A 15,436-nucleotide genomic window follows, 5' to 3' on the forward strand; every position below is an offset into this window, starting at 1 on the left:
CCTTCCATCGAGAGAGCACAGGACAACCCATGACAATGACCCCCGAGCAGGCCGCCTGGTTCCACGGCACCTTCCAGCGCCTCGTGGAGAACGTCGACAAGGCGGTGCAGGGCAAGCGCGAGATCGTCGGCCTCGTGCTCGCCTCCATGCTGGCGGAGGGCCACGTGCTCCTCGAGGACGCCCCCGGCACGGGCAAGACGAGCCTCGCGAAGGCACTCGCGGCGACCGTGCAGGGCACGAGCGCGCGCATCCAGTTCACGCCCGACCTGCTGCCGTCCGACGTGACGGGCGTGACGATCTACGACCAGCAGTCGCACCGCTTCGAGTTCCACAAGGGACCGATCTTCGCGTCGATCGTGCTCGCCGACGAGATCAACCGTGCCTCGCCGAAGACGCAGTCGGCGCTGCTGGAGGTCATGGAGGAGTCGCGCGTGACGGTCGACGGCGTGACGCACGAGACGGGCCGCCCGTTCCTCGTGATCGCCACGCAGAACCCGATCGAGCAGGCGGGAACGTACAAGCTGCCCGAGGCGCAGCTCGACCGCTTCCTGATCAAGACGTCGATCGGCTACCCCGACCTGGCAGTGACCGAGAGCATCCTCGCCGGGGCATCCGACCGCAACCCCTCGGCCGGGTTGTCGGCGATCATCACCACGAGCGCGGTCGCCGATATGGCCGACCTCGCCGCGACCGTGCACGTGGAGCCCGCGGTGCTGCGCTACGTGGCCGAGCTCGCCGAGGCGACCCGTGCCGACAGCGCCATCCGCCTCGGCGTCTCGGTGCGCGGTGCGATCGCGATGGTCCGCATCGCCAAGGTGTGGGCGGCGGCGCAGGGCCGGCACTACGTGCTGCCCGACGACATCAAGGCGCTCGCGCGGCCCGTGTGGCAGCACCGTCTGCTGCTCGACGCGGAGGCCGAGTTCGCCGGCACGAGCAGCGACACCGTGATCGCCCGCGTGCTCGACGGCGTCGCAGCCCCCCAGGCCCGAGCGGCGGCCTGATGACGACGGAGGCCCTGCAGGCGCCGGCCGCGCCGACCGATCGCGACGCCGGCTGGCGGGACATCGCGGCGGTCCTCGGCGCGCGCGCCCTGTCGCGCCTCCGACTCATGGCCGCGGCCGTCCGCCCGCTCGCGTGGGTGCTGATGGCGCTCGCGGTGGGCTTCTGGATCCTGGGGCAGCTCGCCGGCTGGGCGGAGTTCACGATCGCCGCGGTCGTGATCGCGATGGCCGTCGCCGTGTGCGCGCTGTTCCTGATCGGCCGCACGGCCTACGACGTGTCGCTCGACCTCGCCCGCACGCGCGTGGTGGTGGGCGAGCGGGCGGTGGGCGCCCTGACCCTGGCGAACCGCGGCTCGCGGGCGATCCTCCCCTCGCGGGTGGTGCTGCCGGTCGGCTCCGGTCGCGGTGAGTTCGGCATCCAGCGCCTCGCACCGGGTGAGGAGGCGGAGGAGCTGTTCGCGATCCCCACGCACAGGCGCGGCGTGGTCAAGGTCGGACCGGTCAGCGTGGTGCGCGGTGACCCGCTGGGCCTGTTCGAGCGGGCGCACCGCCGCGACGAGCCGGTCGACCTGTTCGTGCACCCCCGCACGGTGCTGTTCGACGGACAGTCGCTCGGCTACCTGCGCGACCTGGAGGGTCTGCCCGCGGCCGACCTCTCGCGCGACGACGTGTCGTTCCACGCGCTGCTGGAGTATCAGCCGGGCGACGACCTGCGCCACGTGCACTGGCGCTCCACCGCGCGCACCGGCACCATGATGGTCCGCCAGTACGAGGAGACGCGGCGCTCGCACTTCGTGATCGGCCTGTCGCGCTCGCTCGCGGAGTACGCCACCGACGACGACTTCGAGCTGGCGATCTCGGCGGCGGGATCGATCGGCCTGCGGGCGCTGCGCGATTCCCAGCGCGTCGACATGCGCGTGCAGGGGCGGGAGCTGCCGTCCGGCACGGGCAAGCAGCTGCTCGACTCGCTGTCGGCGGTCGAGGGGAGCAGGCCGAAGGAGGGCGGCATCGCCGAGCTCGCCGGGGTGGTCGCCGCGACCATGCCGCTCGCGAGCGTGGTGGTGCTGGTGTGCGGCTCGCGCGTGCGGCCGGATGACCTGCGCCTCGCGTGCTCGCGCCTGCCGTTCGGTGCCCGCGTGCTGACGGTGGTCGCCGACACCTCGGTGGCCACGCCCGCGCTGCGCCGCACCGGCGACGCCGACGTGGTGACGGTCGGCGCGCTGGAGCAGATCCCGCTCGCGCTGCAGAAGGTGCTCGCATGACCGCGCCCGCCACGACCCCCGCGACCATGGCCCCCGCGTCCGCGCTGCCCGTGCGCCGCTGGGTCCTCGACCTCGGGGCGACCGCGCTGCTGTCGCTCACGGCGCTCGTCGGCTTCTGGCCCACGTTCGCCGGACCCTCGTTCCTTCCCGCCGTGGTCGGCGGCATCGTGCTGGGCCTCGCGATCGCGGCCGTGTCGGCGTGGCGCCGCTGGGGCATCCTGATCGTCGCGGGGCTCACGGTCGCGGCGTACTTCGTGTTCGGCGGGGCGCTCGCCCTCCCGCAGACCGCCCTGCTCGGTTTCGTGCCGTCGCTGGAGACGCTGCAGAAGCTCGCGCTCGGCACCGTCACGTCGTGGAAGCAGCTGCTGACGACCGTGGCCCCGGTCGCGGCGGCCGACGGGCACCTCGTGGCGCCGTTCCTGCTGGCGCTCGTGGTGACGGTGCTCACGGCGTCGCTCGCGCTGCGGCTGCGGTCGGTCGCGTGGGCGCTGATCCCCGCGGGCGTGCTCCTCATGCTGGTGATCGCGCTCGGCACGCCGGAGCCTGCGTTCCCGCTGGTGCAGGGCCTCGTGTTCGCGCTGGTCAGCATGGCCTGGCTCGCGCTGCGGCAGCTGTGGGCGCCGCAGAACATGGCGGTGTCGGTGAGCGAGGTCGATCCCTCCCGCGCGGCGCACATGCGGATGCGGCGGCTGCTGGCCGGGGTGGCCGTGCTCGCGGTGGCCGGGGGCGCCGGGGTCGCGACGAGTGCGATCGCCTCGCCCGCGCAGCCGCGGCACGTGTTCCGCGACGTGATCATCCCGCCGTTCGACATCCGCGACTATCCGAGCCCGCTGCAGGCGTTCCGCAAGAACGTGCGCGACGAGGCCGACGAGACGCTGTTCACGGTGCAGGGGCTGCCCAAGGGCGCCCGCATCCGCACGGCCGTGATGGATCAGTTCGACGGCATGGTCTACAACGTCACCGACGGCGGTCCCACGTCGTCGAGCGCGTTCGCACCGCTGCGGTCGGCCATGGCGCCGGAGGCGGAGGGCGTGCCCGTGACGCTCAAGATCGCGATCGACGGCTACCGCGGGGTGTGGATGCCCACGGCGGGGCAGCTCGACGAGATCCGTTTCGCCGGGGATCGCGCGGAGGAGCTCCGCCGCGGCACGTACGTGAACACCTCGACCGGGACCGCGGTCGCGACGCCGTCGCTCGGCAAGGGCGACCAGTTCACGGTCGACGCGATCATTCCCGAGCAGCCCGACGACGAGCAGCTCGCCGAGGTGCCGTTCGGCCGGGTCACGATGCCGAAGCCGAGCAACGTGCCGGAGGAGCTCACGTCGCTCGCGGCCGAGACCGTGTCGGGCGCGGAGAGCCCGATCGAGCAGGTGCGGGCGCTCGAGAACTTCCTCTCGGAGGGCGGCTTCTTCAGCCACGGCCTGGAGGGGGAGGTGCTGTCGCGCGCGGGTCACACGGCCGAGCGCATCTCGACCCTCGTCGGCGGGGAGCAGATGATCGGCGACGACGAGCAGTACGCGGTGGCGATGGCGCTGCTGGCCGGTCAGCTCGACATCCCCGCGCGCGTCGTGATGGGCTACTACCCCGACGAGGAGCAGGCCGGTGAGGCCGTGTTCGAGGCGACCGGCGACAACGTGCACGCGTGGGTCGAGGTGAACTTCGACGGCATCGGCTGGGTCACGTTCAACCCCACGCCGCCCGAGGATCAGGTGCCGAACGACCAGAACACCAAGCCCCGGGTGGACCCGAAGCCGCAGGTGCTGCAGCCGCCGCCTCCGCCTCAGGAGCCGGTGGATCTGCCGCCGACCCTGCCGGACGACCGCGAGTCGGAGGATGAGAGCCTGAACCTGGCGGGCATCATCGGGGCGATCCTGCTGATCGGCGGGATCTCGCTCGCGGTGATCGCGCTGCTGATGTCGCCGTTCATCGTGATCGGGGCGTGGAAGGCCGCGCGGCGTCGTGCGCGTCGGTCGGCCGCGCGCACGGCCGACCGCATCAGCGGCGGCTGGGACGAGCTGACCGACCGTGCGGTCGACTACGGTGCCCGGCTGGCCCCGGGCGGCACGCGCGGCGAGGAGGCGGCCGCGGTGGCCTCGGCGCTCACGGTGCCGCAGGTCACGGCCCTGGCCGAGCGCGCCGACGCGGAGGTGTTCGGGCCGACGGAGCCGACGCCGCAGGACGTGGACGCCTTCTGGAACGAGGTCGACGAGATCGTCGGCGGCCTCGGCGCGGAGGCCGGCTTCTGGAAGCGCATCAGGGCACGGCTGAGCGTGCGCTCGCTGCTGGGCGGTTCCGCGGTGTCGCAGGGCTTGCAGAATCTGAAGGATGCGGCGGCCGCGCGCGTACGCCGCGAACCTGGCACCATCGAGAGCAACGACGAGACGCCCCCGCCGTCGACCGAGAGGGAGACCCCATGACGCCGCCCGCGCTCGCGCAGATCGCGCCGATCTCCCGCCGGGTGATCGCCTACGTCATCGATGCCGCGATCGCGGCGGGCCTCGGCGTTCTGCTGGGCGGCGGGCTGCTGGTGGCGACGTCGCTGTCCGGCGGCCTGGAGGCGTCGTTGATGACGCTGCTGATCGGCGGTCCGATCGTGAGCCTCGTGCTGCTGGCGTGGTTCGTGGTCTACACCGTGATGCAGGCGGGTACCGGGTCGATCGGCATGCGCGCGCAGGGGCTGCGGCTCGTGACGGCGGCCGACGGGGAGCCGCTGGGCTTCGGGCGGGCGCTGCTGCGCAACATCGTGTTCGGTCTGGCCGGGGCGATCGTGGTGGGCTACTTCAGCCCGCTGTTCGACGGCTCCGGCCGGTTCCAGGGCTGGCACGACAAGGCGGCCGGGTCGCTGATGCTCGACGCGCGGGTTGCAGCCCCCGAGCCCGAGCCGGAGCCCGAGCCCGTGGTGGAGGCTCCGCCGCTGCTGCCCGCACCGTCGTTCGAGCGGCTGCCACCCGCGCCGATGCCCGGGTTCGCTCCCGCCGGAGCCCCCGCGGCTGCGGCGGCGCCCGACGCGACGCCGGCCACGCCGGGGCCCGCGACGCCCGCGGCTCCGACCCCCGCGGCTCCTGCCGCGGTTCCCGCGCAGGACTCGGGGATGATCGCGTACGTTCCCGGCATCACGCAGGACTCCCGCCCCGCGGCTCCCGCGGCTCCGGCTCCCGCTGCTCCGGCTCCCGCTGCTCCGGCTCCCGCGGCTCCTCCGGCTCCCGCTGCTCCGGCTCCCGCGGCTCCGGCTGCTCCGGCCCACGCGGCTCCGGCTCCGGCTCCCGCTGCTCCGGCTCCGGCGGCTCCGGCTCCCGCTGCTCCGGTCGCCGCGACGCCCGCGGCCGAGGCGGACGACCTGGAGGAGACGCGCATCAGCATCCCCGGGCACCGGCTGGTGTTCACGTGGGACGACGGCACGCGCGTCCCGGTCTCGCGGCGCACGGTGTTCGGCCGCAATCCCGCGGTCGAGGAGGGTGCCGTGATCGTGCCCGTGCGCGACGAGACGCTGTCGCTGTCGAAGACCCACTTCGAGGCCGCGTCGGAGGCGTCGGGCGGCTGGGTGCTCGACCGGCACTCCACGAACGGCCTCACGATCGTGCGGGACGGCCAGCGCCTCGCGTGCCCGCCCGGTCAGCGCGTGCCGATCCGCCTCGGCGACGTGATCGAGATCGGCGACCGCGTCGTGATGGTGGGAGGCTACGCATGACCGCCCCGCTCGTGGTGTCCACGGGAGCCGCGACCCATTCGGGCCTGCGCCGCCCGCTCAACGAAGACGCGTACATGGCCAGTGCGCCGCTGTTCCTGGTCGCCGACGGCATGGGCGGCCACGAGGCGGGGGAGCGCGCGAGCGCCGCCGTGATTGACGAGTTCGCCCGGTTCATCGGCCGCGCCGACCTCGAGCTCGACGACCTGCTCGACGCGCTCGCCAGGGCCAGGGCGGCCGTGGAGGATCTGTCCACCGCGGGCAACGGCCGTGCGGGCACCACGCTGAGCGGCGTGGTCGTGGCCTCGGTCGAGGGCATGGGCTACTGGCTCACGGTGAACATCGGCGACTCCCGCACCTACCGCTTCGCGGACGGCGAGCTGGAGCAGATCAGCGTCGACCACTCGGTGGTGCAGGAGCTCATCGAGTCGGGCGAGCTGACGGTCGAGGAGGCCGCGCACGACCGCCGCCGCAACATCATCACGCGGGCGATCGGCGCGAGCAGCACGGGTGACGCCGACTACTGGCTGTTCCCCGCCGAGCTCGGCGATCGCATGCTGATCTGCTCCGACGGGCTCACCACCGAGGTGTCCGATGCCCGCATCACGCAGATCCTCGGTGCCGAGCCCGACCCGCAGCGCGCCGCCGACCTCCTGGTCGACGAGGCCGTGCAGGCGGGCGGCCGGGACAACATCACCGTGGTCGTCGTCGACGCCGTGTCGGTCGCCTCGCGGCCGGGCACGCTGCTGCTGTCCGACGACACCGACATCGACGCCGACACGCGCCCGCGCGAGGCCGCAGCAGGAGGGGTTCGCTGATGCAGACGATCTACCGACCGGGACCGTGGTACCTGATCGTGATCCCCGGTGCCCTGGTGGCGCTGCCGCCGGATGTGCCGGGTGCGACGGTCACGGCGCTGTGGGAGCGGCTGCCCGCGGAGCGCAGCCTGGCGACCGTGATCGACGTGCTCACGACGCAGGCGGGCGGGTCGTTCTCGACCATGCCGTCGTTCGTCGCGGCGGTGCTGGAGGGGACCGATGCGCGCGTGGCCGTGCGCGGACCGCTCACGGTGCGCGTGACCGGTGCCGACGACGAGACCGCGACGTTCTCCGGGGCTGACGTGACCACGTGGAGCGAGCGGTTCGTGCCCGGTGCGTCGTCGGTCGAGATCACCGTGGACGACGACGACGCGGGCACCGCGCTCCCCGTGCACACCGGGATCGTGCTGGCCGCGGCGGTGAGCGCCGAGCTGGAGCCGACCGACGCCGAGGCGCTCGAGGGCTCTGCGGGCCCCGCGCCCGTGCTGGCCGAGACCCCGCGCCCCGCCCCGTCCGCCTCGGTCGCCCCTGCTGCTCCCGTCGCGCCGCCCGCCCCGCCCGTGGTTCCGGCCGCCCCGGTCGCGGGCACCTCGGTTCCGCTCCCGCCACCGCCGTCGGGTCTTGCGGCCCCCGGCGGTTTCGCGTCGGAGGACGACGCGGCCGCTGCGGCTGCCGCGGCCGCTGCCGACGAGGCCCCGACCGCTGCCGACGAGCCCGCGGAGGCCGAAGAGCCCGCCGCGAGCTCCGCGGACGCCGTGCCCGACGCGACGCTCGTGCCCACCGAGGCCACGCTCGCACCGCCCGTGGACGAGTTCGACCACCTGTGGGGCGAGACCGTGCACACGCCGATCGAAGCCGCCGCGGTGCGTCCGAGCGAGGAGCCCGAGTCCGCGCCGGCCGAGCCCGAGGCGGCGTCGGCCGGTGACCACGACGGCTCGACCATCTCCGCTGCGGAGCTGCGCGACCTGCGACAGCAGCCCGCCGTCGCACCGGACGCCCCCACCGAGGTCATCCCGGTCGCTGCGCCCGCGGCGGCCTCGACCGGGCGCATCCGCGTCTCGACGGGGCAGGTGGTCACGCTCGACCGCACCGTCATCATCGGTCGTCGTCCGCGCTCGACCAGGGCGAGCGGCGCGAACATGCCGCACCTGATCGCGGTGGAGAGCCCGCAGCAGGACATCTCGCGCAGCCACCTCGAGGTGCGTCCGGAGGGCGACACCGTGGTGGTGATCGACCTGCACACCACGAACGGCTCGACGCTGCTGCGTCCCGGTGCCGACCCCGTGCGCCTGCACCCCGGCGAGCAGACGCTCGTGCTGTCGGGTGACGTGGTGGACCTCGGCGACGGCGTGACCGTCGCGTTCGAGGACCTGCCGTGAGTCGTCGCCCCTCCCCGCCGCCCGCACTGCCCGGCTTCACGTACGTGGAGCCGCTGGGCACGGGCGGCTTCGCGGACGTCTTCCTGTACGAGCAGGAGATGCCGCGGCGACGCGTCGCGGTGAAGGTGCTGCTCGCGGACCGCATCTCCAGCGGTGCGGCGCAGGAGTTCGCCGACGAGGCGAACGTGATGGCGATGCTGTCCACGCACCCCGCGATCGTCACGATCTACCAGGCGGGGGTCGCGGGCGACGGCCGCCCGTACCTGGTGATGGAGTACTGCCCCCGGCCGAACCTGCAGCTGCGCTCGCGCAAGGAGCCGTTCTCGGTGGCCGAGGCGCTGCGCGTGGGCATCCAGGTCGCGGGCGCGGTGGAGACCGCCCACCGCGCCGGCGTGCTGCACCGCGATATCAAGCCGGCGAACATCCTCGTCACGGAGTACAACCGGCCCGCACTGACCGACTTCGGCATCGCGTCCACCACGGGTGCGACGGGCGAGGCGTCGGGCATGTCGATCCCGTGGTCGCCGCCGGAGTCGTTCGCCGAGCCGCCGCAGAGCGGTCCGCGCACCGACGTGTGGGCGCTGGGCGCCACGCTCTACACGCTGCTCGCCGGGCGGTCGCCGTTCGAGCGGCCGGGGGAGCGCAACTCGAGCGCCGACCTGATCGAGCGCATCGAGCGGGCGGCCCTTCCGCCCCTCGGTCGCCCGGACTCGCCCGAGAGCCTGCAGCGGCTGCTGGAGCGGGCGATGGCGAAGAACCCCGACGACCGGTTCCCCAGTGCCGTCGCGTTCGCCCGTGCGCTGCAGAAGGTGCAGATCGAGCTGTCGCACTCGGTCACCCCGATCGACATCGTCGACGACCACCCGCCCGCGGAAGACCTGGACGACGATAACGACGGTCTCACCCGGGTGCGCGAGATCGTCAGCATCGACCCGGGCATGTCCACGTCCACGCGGCCGTCCGCGGCGACGCAGCCCAAGGGCCCGTCGGTCGTGGCGCCCGACGCCCCGCGGTTCGACTCCCCGCCGCGCCCGGCACCGGACGTGGAGCAGACGCAGCGCCGCGACAGCGCCGGCCCCGCGGCGGCCGCCACCCCGGTCGCTCCGGCGACCCCCGCCGCTCCCGCCGCCCCCGGCCCCGACCGCGACGACCGCACGATCCTCCGCCCGCCGCAGGTCGTGCAGCCCGAGGCTCCCGCGCCCGTGCGCGCCCCGGAGCCGGTCGTCCCCGCCCCGGAGGCCCCGGTCGCCGCGGAGTCTCCCGCCCCGAGGTCGCGCCGCGGACTGTGGATCGGGCTCGCCGCGGCCGCCGTGGTCGTGGTGGTCGGCGGCATCGTCGGCCTCAACGTGCTGGTGTCCGGCCTCACACCCGCTCCGGCCCCGGAGAGCACCGAGTCCGCGGTGGACCCGCAGGACCCGGTGTCCGACGCGGTGCCCAAGGTCACCGAGCTCACCGGAACCCGGGCGGGGGAGCAGGTCACGTTCACGTGGCAGAACCCCGACCCGCAGGAGGACGACAGCTTCATCTGGAGTGAGACCGGCAGCGCGGCCGACGGTGCCGTGAAGCAGACGGCCGAGCCGACCGTCACCTTCACGCCCGCGTCCGCGGGCGAGGTGTGCGTCGAGGTCATGCTGCGCCGCGGCGACGGCCGGGCGTCCGAGCCCGTGACGGGGTGCGTGCCGTGAGCGCGGTAGCGGGGGTCACGGTCGAGTTCGCCGGCGAGTACTACCCGATCGACCGCGGGAACCGGTTCGTGGTGGGACGCGAGGGGGATCTCGCGCTCGACGACAACCTGTTCCTCCACCGGCACTTCCTCGAGATCAGCGAGGGCGACGGGCTGTGGTGGCTGAGCAACATCGGCACCCGGCTCACCGCCACCGTCACCGACTCGGCGGGCGGGGTGCAGGCGTGGCTCGCGCCGGGTGCGCGACTGCCGCTGGTGTTCGAGACCACCACGGTCGTGTTCAGTGCGGGTCCCACCACGTACGAGCTGGTGCTGCACGCCGCCGAACCCGCGTTCCGCGCCACCAAGCGCGACTACGACGACGACGGCATGTCGACCATCGGCGACGTGCCGTTGACCCTCAGCCAGAAGCTGCTCATCCTGGCGCTCGCCGAGCCGCAGCTGCGCCGCGACGGCACGGGCATGAGCGAGATCCCGTCGTCGGCGAAGGCGGCCGAGCGGCTGGGGTGGACGGTCACCCGGTTCAACCGCAAACTCGACAACGTGTGCGACAAGTTCGATCGCGTGGGCGTGCCCGGGATGCGCGGCGGTCAGCGCAGTTTCGCCACCAACCGTCGTGCCCGGCTGGTGGAGCACGTGATCGCGTCGCGACTCGTCACGAAGGACGACCTCCCGCTGCTGGACGCCCCGCAGCCGAGTGAGGCAGAGGGAGACAACGAGTGAAGGTACGGCTGACCCTGCTGCGTCAGGGAGCGGCATCCAGCGACATCGAGGTCACGGCGGAGAGCACGGCGACGATCGGCGAGATCGCGGCGATGATCGTGCGGGCCGACCCCCTGGGCTCGTTCGCGCACGCCGACCCGACGGCCGTGACGCTGGAGGCGTACAGCTCGGTCGTGTCCGGTGCGGGCGACCTGCTCGCCCCGGAGTCCACGTTCGCGCACGTGGGCCTCGCGCACGGCGCGACCGTCCGCGTGGTCCCCGCGTCGTACGAGCAGCGTCCGGTGGTCGGTCGCATGGAGGTGGGCTCCGGCCCGGGGGCGCGGTCGATCGCCCTCACCCGCGGCACGATCGTGCTGGGTCGCGACGAGTCGTGCGACGTGGTGATCGACGACCCGCTGGTGTCCAAGAAGCACGCGCGGCTCGAGATCGGCGACCGCGTCGAGCTGATCGACCTGAACTCCGCGAACGGCATCCTCGTCGACGGCGCCTCGGTCGTGCGCCTCGTGGCGGCCGAGGGGGAGTTGTCGGTCGTGCTCGGCGACACCGCGGTGCGCGTGAAGGTCGAGGCGGGAGCGACGAAGCCCTCCCCGGCGGAGGCCTCGATCCGCCAGGTGGAGTTCGTGCGCTCGCCGCGCGTGGAGGAGCGCTACCTGGGCGAGGAGGTCGACGGCACCGACCTGCCGGTCCCGCCGCGCAAGCAGCCGTTCCCGCTGCTCACGCTCGTCGCTCCGCTGCTCATGGGCGGCGCGATGTACGCGTTCACGCAGAACCTGCTGTCGATCATGTTCGTGGCGCTGTCGCCGCTGCTGATGATCGGCACGTGGCTCACCACGAAGAACCAGCAGAAGCGTGAGCTGGAAGACGACAAGAAGCGCTTTGAGGAGCAGCTCGAACGTCTGGATGCGCGACTGCAGAGCGAGCGCGACCGCGAGATCGACGTGCGCCGCCGCGAGGTGCCGCTGCTGCGGGAGATCAGCGACGCCGCGCTCACCGCCGGTCCGCTGGTGTGGACGCGCCGCACGGAGCACTGGTCGTTCCTGCACGTGCGACTGGGCATCGGTGACACCGCCTCGCGCAGCTCCGTCAAAGACTCGAACGGCCGCGATCGCGCGATCCCGGAGTACGTCGACCGGCTCGACGCCGTGGTCGACGCGACCAGGGTCGTGCCGCAGGTGCCGATCCTGGAGGATCTGACCGACGTCGGCGCGCTCGGCATCGCGGGGCTCGGCGGCCGGTCGACCGGCTACGCGCGGGCGCTGCTCGCCCAGGTCACGGGACTGCACGCTCCGGCCGACCTCGGCGTCGTGGGCCTGTGGGGTCCGCGGTGGGGTGCGCAGCTGGCCGACGCCAAGTGGCTGCCGCACGCGTGGTCGGCTCAGGCCGTGCTGGGCGTGCAGCCGATCGGCGACGGGCCCACGTCGGCGGGGCAGATCGTCGCCCGCCTGGAGGAGCTGATCGCGCAGCGCTCGACCCGCAGCGGCGACGCGGTCGAGCTCGGGGCGCTGGAGGCGGAGAAGGCGGCGACCAACAGCGGCTCGAAGGTGGGCGAGGACTCCCGCAGCCGGCACGACGCGGTGCCCAAGCCGGCCATCGTGGTGCTGATCGCGCCGGACGCCCCGGTGGACCGCGGGCGGCTCATCCAGCTCTCGGAGCGCGCGGCCACCCGCGGCATCTTCCCGGTGTGGCTCACGGAGGACGCGGCCGCGCTTCCCGCGTCCTGCCGGACGTTCGTGGAGCTCGGTGCGACCGACAGCGCGCACTTCGTCCGCCTGGGCGAGGTCGTCGACGATCTCTCCGTCGACGAGCTCACGCGCGAGCAGTTCGCGGTGTTCGCCCGCGCCCTGGCCCGCCTGACCGATGCGGGCGAGGTGGCGCTGGACCGCAGCGACGTGCCCCGCACGATCTCGATGCTGCACCTGCTCGGCCGCGACATGGCGACGCAGCCGGAGAGCGTGATCGACCGGTGGACGCAGAACGACTCGCTGCACGCGCGGCGCAAGAGCGGCTCGGCCCGCCGGTATCAGCCCAAGCTCCGTGCCCTGGTCGGCGCGGGGGCCGAGGGGGCGCTGCAGCTCGACCTGCGGCAGCAGGGCCCGCACGCGCTGGTGGGTGGCACGACCGGGTCGGGCAAGAGCGAGTTCCTGCAGGCGTGGGTGCTGGGCATGGCGACCGAGTACAGCCCGGAGCGGCTGACGTTCCTGTTCGTGGACTACAAGGGCGGCTCGGCGTTCGCGGATTGCGTGAGCCTGCCGCACTGCGTGGGCATCGTGACCGACCTGAACGAGCACCTGGTGCGCCGGGTTCTCGTGAGCCTGCGCGCCGAGCTGCACTACCGGGAGCACCTGTTCAACCGCAAGAAGGCGAAGGACATCCTGGAGCTGGAGCGTGCGGGCGACCCGCAGGCCCCTCCCGCGCTCGTGCTGGTGATCGACGAGTTCGCGGCGCTCGCGAAGGAGGTCCCGGAGTTCGTCGACGGCGTGATCGACATCGCCCAGCGGGGTCGCTCGCTCGGCATCCACCTGATCATGGCGACGCAGCGTCCGGCGGGCGTGATCAAGGACAACCTGCGGGCGAACACCAACCTGCGCGTGGCGCTGCGCATGGCCGACGAGACCGACAGCAACGACGTGATCGGCACGAAGGACGCGGCGTTGTTCGATCCGGGCACGCCCGGCCGCGGTATCGCCAAGACGGGGCCCGGGCGCATGACGCTGTTCCAGTCGGCGTACTCGGGCGGCTGGAGCCTGGGTGAGGACGAGGGCACCGAGGTGGCGATCGCGGCGTTCGGCTCGACGGACCAGGGCCCGTGGGAGCTGCCGATCGATGAGAGCGCGGTCGTGGTCGATGAAGACCTGGGGCCGAACGACCAGCAGCGCCTGGTGAGCACGATGGTGCTGGCGGCGCAGGCCGCCGAGGTCGCGCCGCCGCGGCGGCCGTGGCTCGACGAGCTCGCGCCCACGTTCGACCAGCTCAAGCTGCCGCAGCGCACGGACGCGGCGCTGCTGCTCGGGGTGATCGACGAGCCGGAGCGTCAGGAGCAGGTGCCGTTCCACTTCCTGCCCGACACCGAGGGTCACATGGTGATCTACGGCACCAGCGGTTCCGGCAAGAGCGCGGCGCTGCGCACGCTCGCGGTGTCGGCGGGCATCACTCCGCGCGGCGGACCCGTGCAGGTGTACGGGCTCGACTTCGGGTCTGGCGCGCTGCGCATGCTCGAGCCGCTGCCGCACGTGGGGTCGGTCATCTCGGGCGACGACGCCGAGCGGGTCGCGCGGCTGTTCGCCACGCTGCGCCAGGAGCTCGACCGCCGCGGCGACGCCTATTCCGCGGTGGGGGCGGCGACGCTCACGGAGTACCGGCAGCTGTCCGGCAAGACCGACGAGCCGCGCATCCTGGTGCTGATCGACGGGTTCGCGGCGTTCCGCAACGACTACGAGGCCGTGATCGGACGCACCGACACGTACAACGCGCTGCAGGAGGTGCTGTCGGACGGCCGTTCGGTGGGTATCCACGTGGTGCTGTCGGCCGACCGGTTCCAGAGCATCCCGAGCGCGCTGAACGCGATGCTGCAGCGCCGGGTGGTGCTGCGCATGGCCGATGCCGACGCGTACAACATCCTCAACGTGCCGAAGGACGTGCTGACGCCCGAGTCGGTGCCCGGCCGGGCGATCGTGGGCGAGAACGAGGCGCAGATCGCGATCATCGGCGGCACGCGCAGCATGAAGGAGCAGTCGCTGGCGATCGAGCGGATGGCCGCGTCGATGTCGCGCCGCGGGGTGCCCGATGCGCCGCCGGTGCGGGCGCTGCCGCTCAGCTACGGGGTGGAGGAGCTTCCGGCGACCGTGGGCGATCAGCTCGTGGTGGGCCTGGCGGACAGCGACCTCGGGCCGTTCGGGATCGAGCCCACCGGCACGTTCGTGATCGCGGGGCCGCCCGCGAGCGGCAAGAGCAACGCGCTCGCGGCGATCACGCAGCAGGTGCTGCGGGCACGGCCGGGCACGCCGACGCTGTTCCTCGGCTCCACCCGCTCTCCGGCCCGCAACGCCGTGTCGTGGAGTGCGACCGCGGCCGACGGCATCAGCGGCACGGCGGCCGTGGCCGAGATCGTGGAGAAGGCGGAACAGGGGCTGAAGCCCGTGGTGGCGGTGGAGGGCGTGGCCGAGTTCGCGTCGTCGCTGCTGGAGATGCCGCTGTCCGACCTGGTCAAGCGCGCGACCCGCGGTGAGCTGCTGCTGATGTTCACGGGCGACACGAGCGAGTGGACGAGCAACTTCGGGCTCCTCGGGGAGATCAAGCAGGCGCGGCGCGGCGTGGTGCTGCAGCCGGAGACGATCGACGGCGAGCTGGTGCTCAAGGCCCCGCTGCCGCGCATCGGCCGCGGCGAGTTCCCGGTGGGGCGGGCGGTGCTGGCGCAGCGCGGCAAGATCGTGCGCGTGCAGTTCCCGCTCGTGATCCCGGAGACCGTGTGAGCCGCGGCGGATTCATGGGGACTTCTCCCCATAGGCAGGGCTCATCGCCTTCGTTACTCTCGAAGAACAAGAACACCTCCGGCACCGGCCGGGGCGACCGGAAGGTAACACCATGACGAACCTCAAAGTCAGCTACGCCGACATGAAGGACGCTGCTGGCCGTCTCCGCACGGGCCAGCAGGAGATCGAGACCCAGCTCAAGAACCTGCGTGCGTACGTGTCGCAGCTCGTCTCGGGCGGCTTCGTGACCACGTCCGCGTCGGGTGCGTTCGACGCGTCGTACGCGCAGTTCAACCAGGGCGCGACCGCGACCATCGCGGGCATCGAGGGCATGGCCCGCTTCCTCGACGTGGCGGCCCAGTCGCTGCAGTCGACCGACGAGCAGCTCGCCGCGCAGATCCGCCAGTAAAGCCTC

Annotated in this window: 10 protein-coding genes; all 10 read left to right on the forward strand. The window is 73.0% G+C overall.

The window, feature by feature from the left end:
* The first annotated feature begins 29 nt into the window (after positions 1–29).
* The 10 genes from KE274_RS02535 to KE274_RS02580 all read left to right on the forward strand — a co-directional run bounded on the left by KE274_RS02535 (position 30) and on the right by KE274_RS02580 (position 15,430).
* Positions 30–1,001: an AAA family ATPase gene (locus KE274_RS02535; RefSeq protein ID WP_211540966.1), complete on the forward strand. Its 972-nt coding sequence runs from the start codon at positions 30–32 to the stop codon at positions 999–1,001.
* Entirely contained in the window at positions 1,001–2,263 is a 1,263-nt protein-coding gene (locus KE274_RS02540; protein WP_211540968.1) for a DUF58 domain-containing protein, read from the forward strand. Before KE274_RS02535 ends, KE274_RS02540 begins: the two co-directional genes overlap by 1 nt.
* Positions 2,260–4,680, forward strand: a complete 2,421-nt coding sequence (locus KE274_RS02545) for a transglutaminase family protein (protein ID WP_211540971.1) — start codon at positions 2,260–2,262, stop codon at positions 4,678–4,680. Before KE274_RS02540 ends, KE274_RS02545 begins: the two co-directional genes overlap by 4 nt.
* Positions 4,677–5,951: an RDD family protein gene (locus tag KE274_RS02550; RefSeq protein ID WP_211540973.1), complete on the forward strand. Its 1,275-nt coding sequence runs from the start codon at positions 4,677–4,679 to the stop codon at positions 5,949–5,951. The genes KE274_RS02545 and KE274_RS02550 overlap by 4 nt, the downstream gene beginning before the upstream one ends.
* A complete protein-coding gene (locus KE274_RS02555) occupies positions 5,948–6,766 on the forward strand; it encodes a PP2C family protein-serine/threonine phosphatase (RefSeq protein WP_211540975.1) in 819 nt (272 codons plus the stop codon). The genes KE274_RS02550 and KE274_RS02555 overlap by 4 nt, the downstream gene beginning before the upstream one ends.
* Positions 6,766–8,145, forward strand: a complete 1,380-nt coding sequence (locus tag KE274_RS16625; protein ID WP_211540976.1) for an FHA domain-containing protein — start codon at positions 6,766–6,768, stop codon at positions 8,143–8,145. Before KE274_RS02555 ends, KE274_RS16625 begins: the two co-directional genes overlap by 1 nt.
* Positions 8,142–9,830 (forward strand): serine/threonine-protein kinase, encoded by a 1,689-nt coding sequence (locus tag KE274_RS02565; protein WP_211540981.1) that lies wholly within the window; start codon positions 8,142–8,144, stop codon positions 9,828–9,830. Before KE274_RS16625 ends, KE274_RS02565 begins: the two co-directional genes overlap by 4 nt.
* Entirely contained in the window at positions 9,827–10,552 is a 726-nt protein-coding gene (locus KE274_RS02570) for a hypothetical protein (RefSeq protein WP_431806607.1), read from the forward strand. The genes KE274_RS02565 and KE274_RS02570 overlap by 4 nt, the downstream gene beginning before the upstream one ends.
* Entirely contained in the window at positions 10,549–15,021 is a 4,473-nt protein-coding gene (locus tag KE274_RS02575) for an FtsK/SpoIIIE domain-containing protein (RefSeq protein WP_211540983.1), read from the forward strand. The genes KE274_RS02570 and KE274_RS02575 overlap by 4 nt, the downstream gene beginning before the upstream one ends.
* Before the next feature lie 112 nt (positions 15,022–15,133).
* Complete coding sequence (locus KE274_RS02580) at positions 15,134–15,430, forward strand: WXG100 family type VII secretion target (RefSeq protein ID WP_210676532.1); 297 nt, start codon at positions 15,134–15,136, stop codon at positions 15,428–15,430.
* The last annotated feature ends 6 nt before the right edge of the window (positions 15,431–15,436 follow it).

Origin of the sequence: Microbacterium paraoxydans (assembly GCF_018224615.1) — a bacterium.
In the GTDB taxonomy this organism is placed as follows: Bacteria; Actinomycetota; Actinomycetes; order Actinomycetales; family Microbacteriaceae; genus Microbacterium; species Microbacterium paraoxydans_B.

Coding starts and splice junctions, on each gene's coding strand:
- KE274_RS02535 (WP_211540966.1), top strand. CDS start 30: ATGACAATGACCCCCGAGCAGGCCGCCTGGTTCCACGGCACCTTCCAG.
- KE274_RS02540 (WP_211540968.1), top strand. CDS start 1,001: ATGACGACGGAGGCCCTGCAGGCGCCGGCCGCGCCGACCGATCGCGAC.
- KE274_RS02545 (WP_211540971.1), top strand. CDS start 2,260: ATGACCGCGCCCGCCACGACCCCCGCGACCATGGCCCCCGCGTCCGCG.
- KE274_RS02550 (WP_211540973.1), top strand. CDS start 4,677: ATGACGCCGCCCGCGCTCGCGCAGATCGCGCCGATCTCCCGCCGGGTG.
- KE274_RS02555 (WP_211540975.1), top strand. CDS start 5,948: ATGACCGCCCCGCTCGTGGTGTCCACGGGAGCCGCGACCCATTCGGGC.
- KE274_RS16625 (WP_211540976.1), top strand. CDS start 6,766: ATGCAGACGATCTACCGACCGGGACCGTGGTACCTGATCGTGATCCCC.
- KE274_RS02580 (WP_210676532.1), top strand. CDS start 15,134: ATGACGAACCTCAAAGTCAGCTACGCCGACATGAAGGACGCTGCTGGC.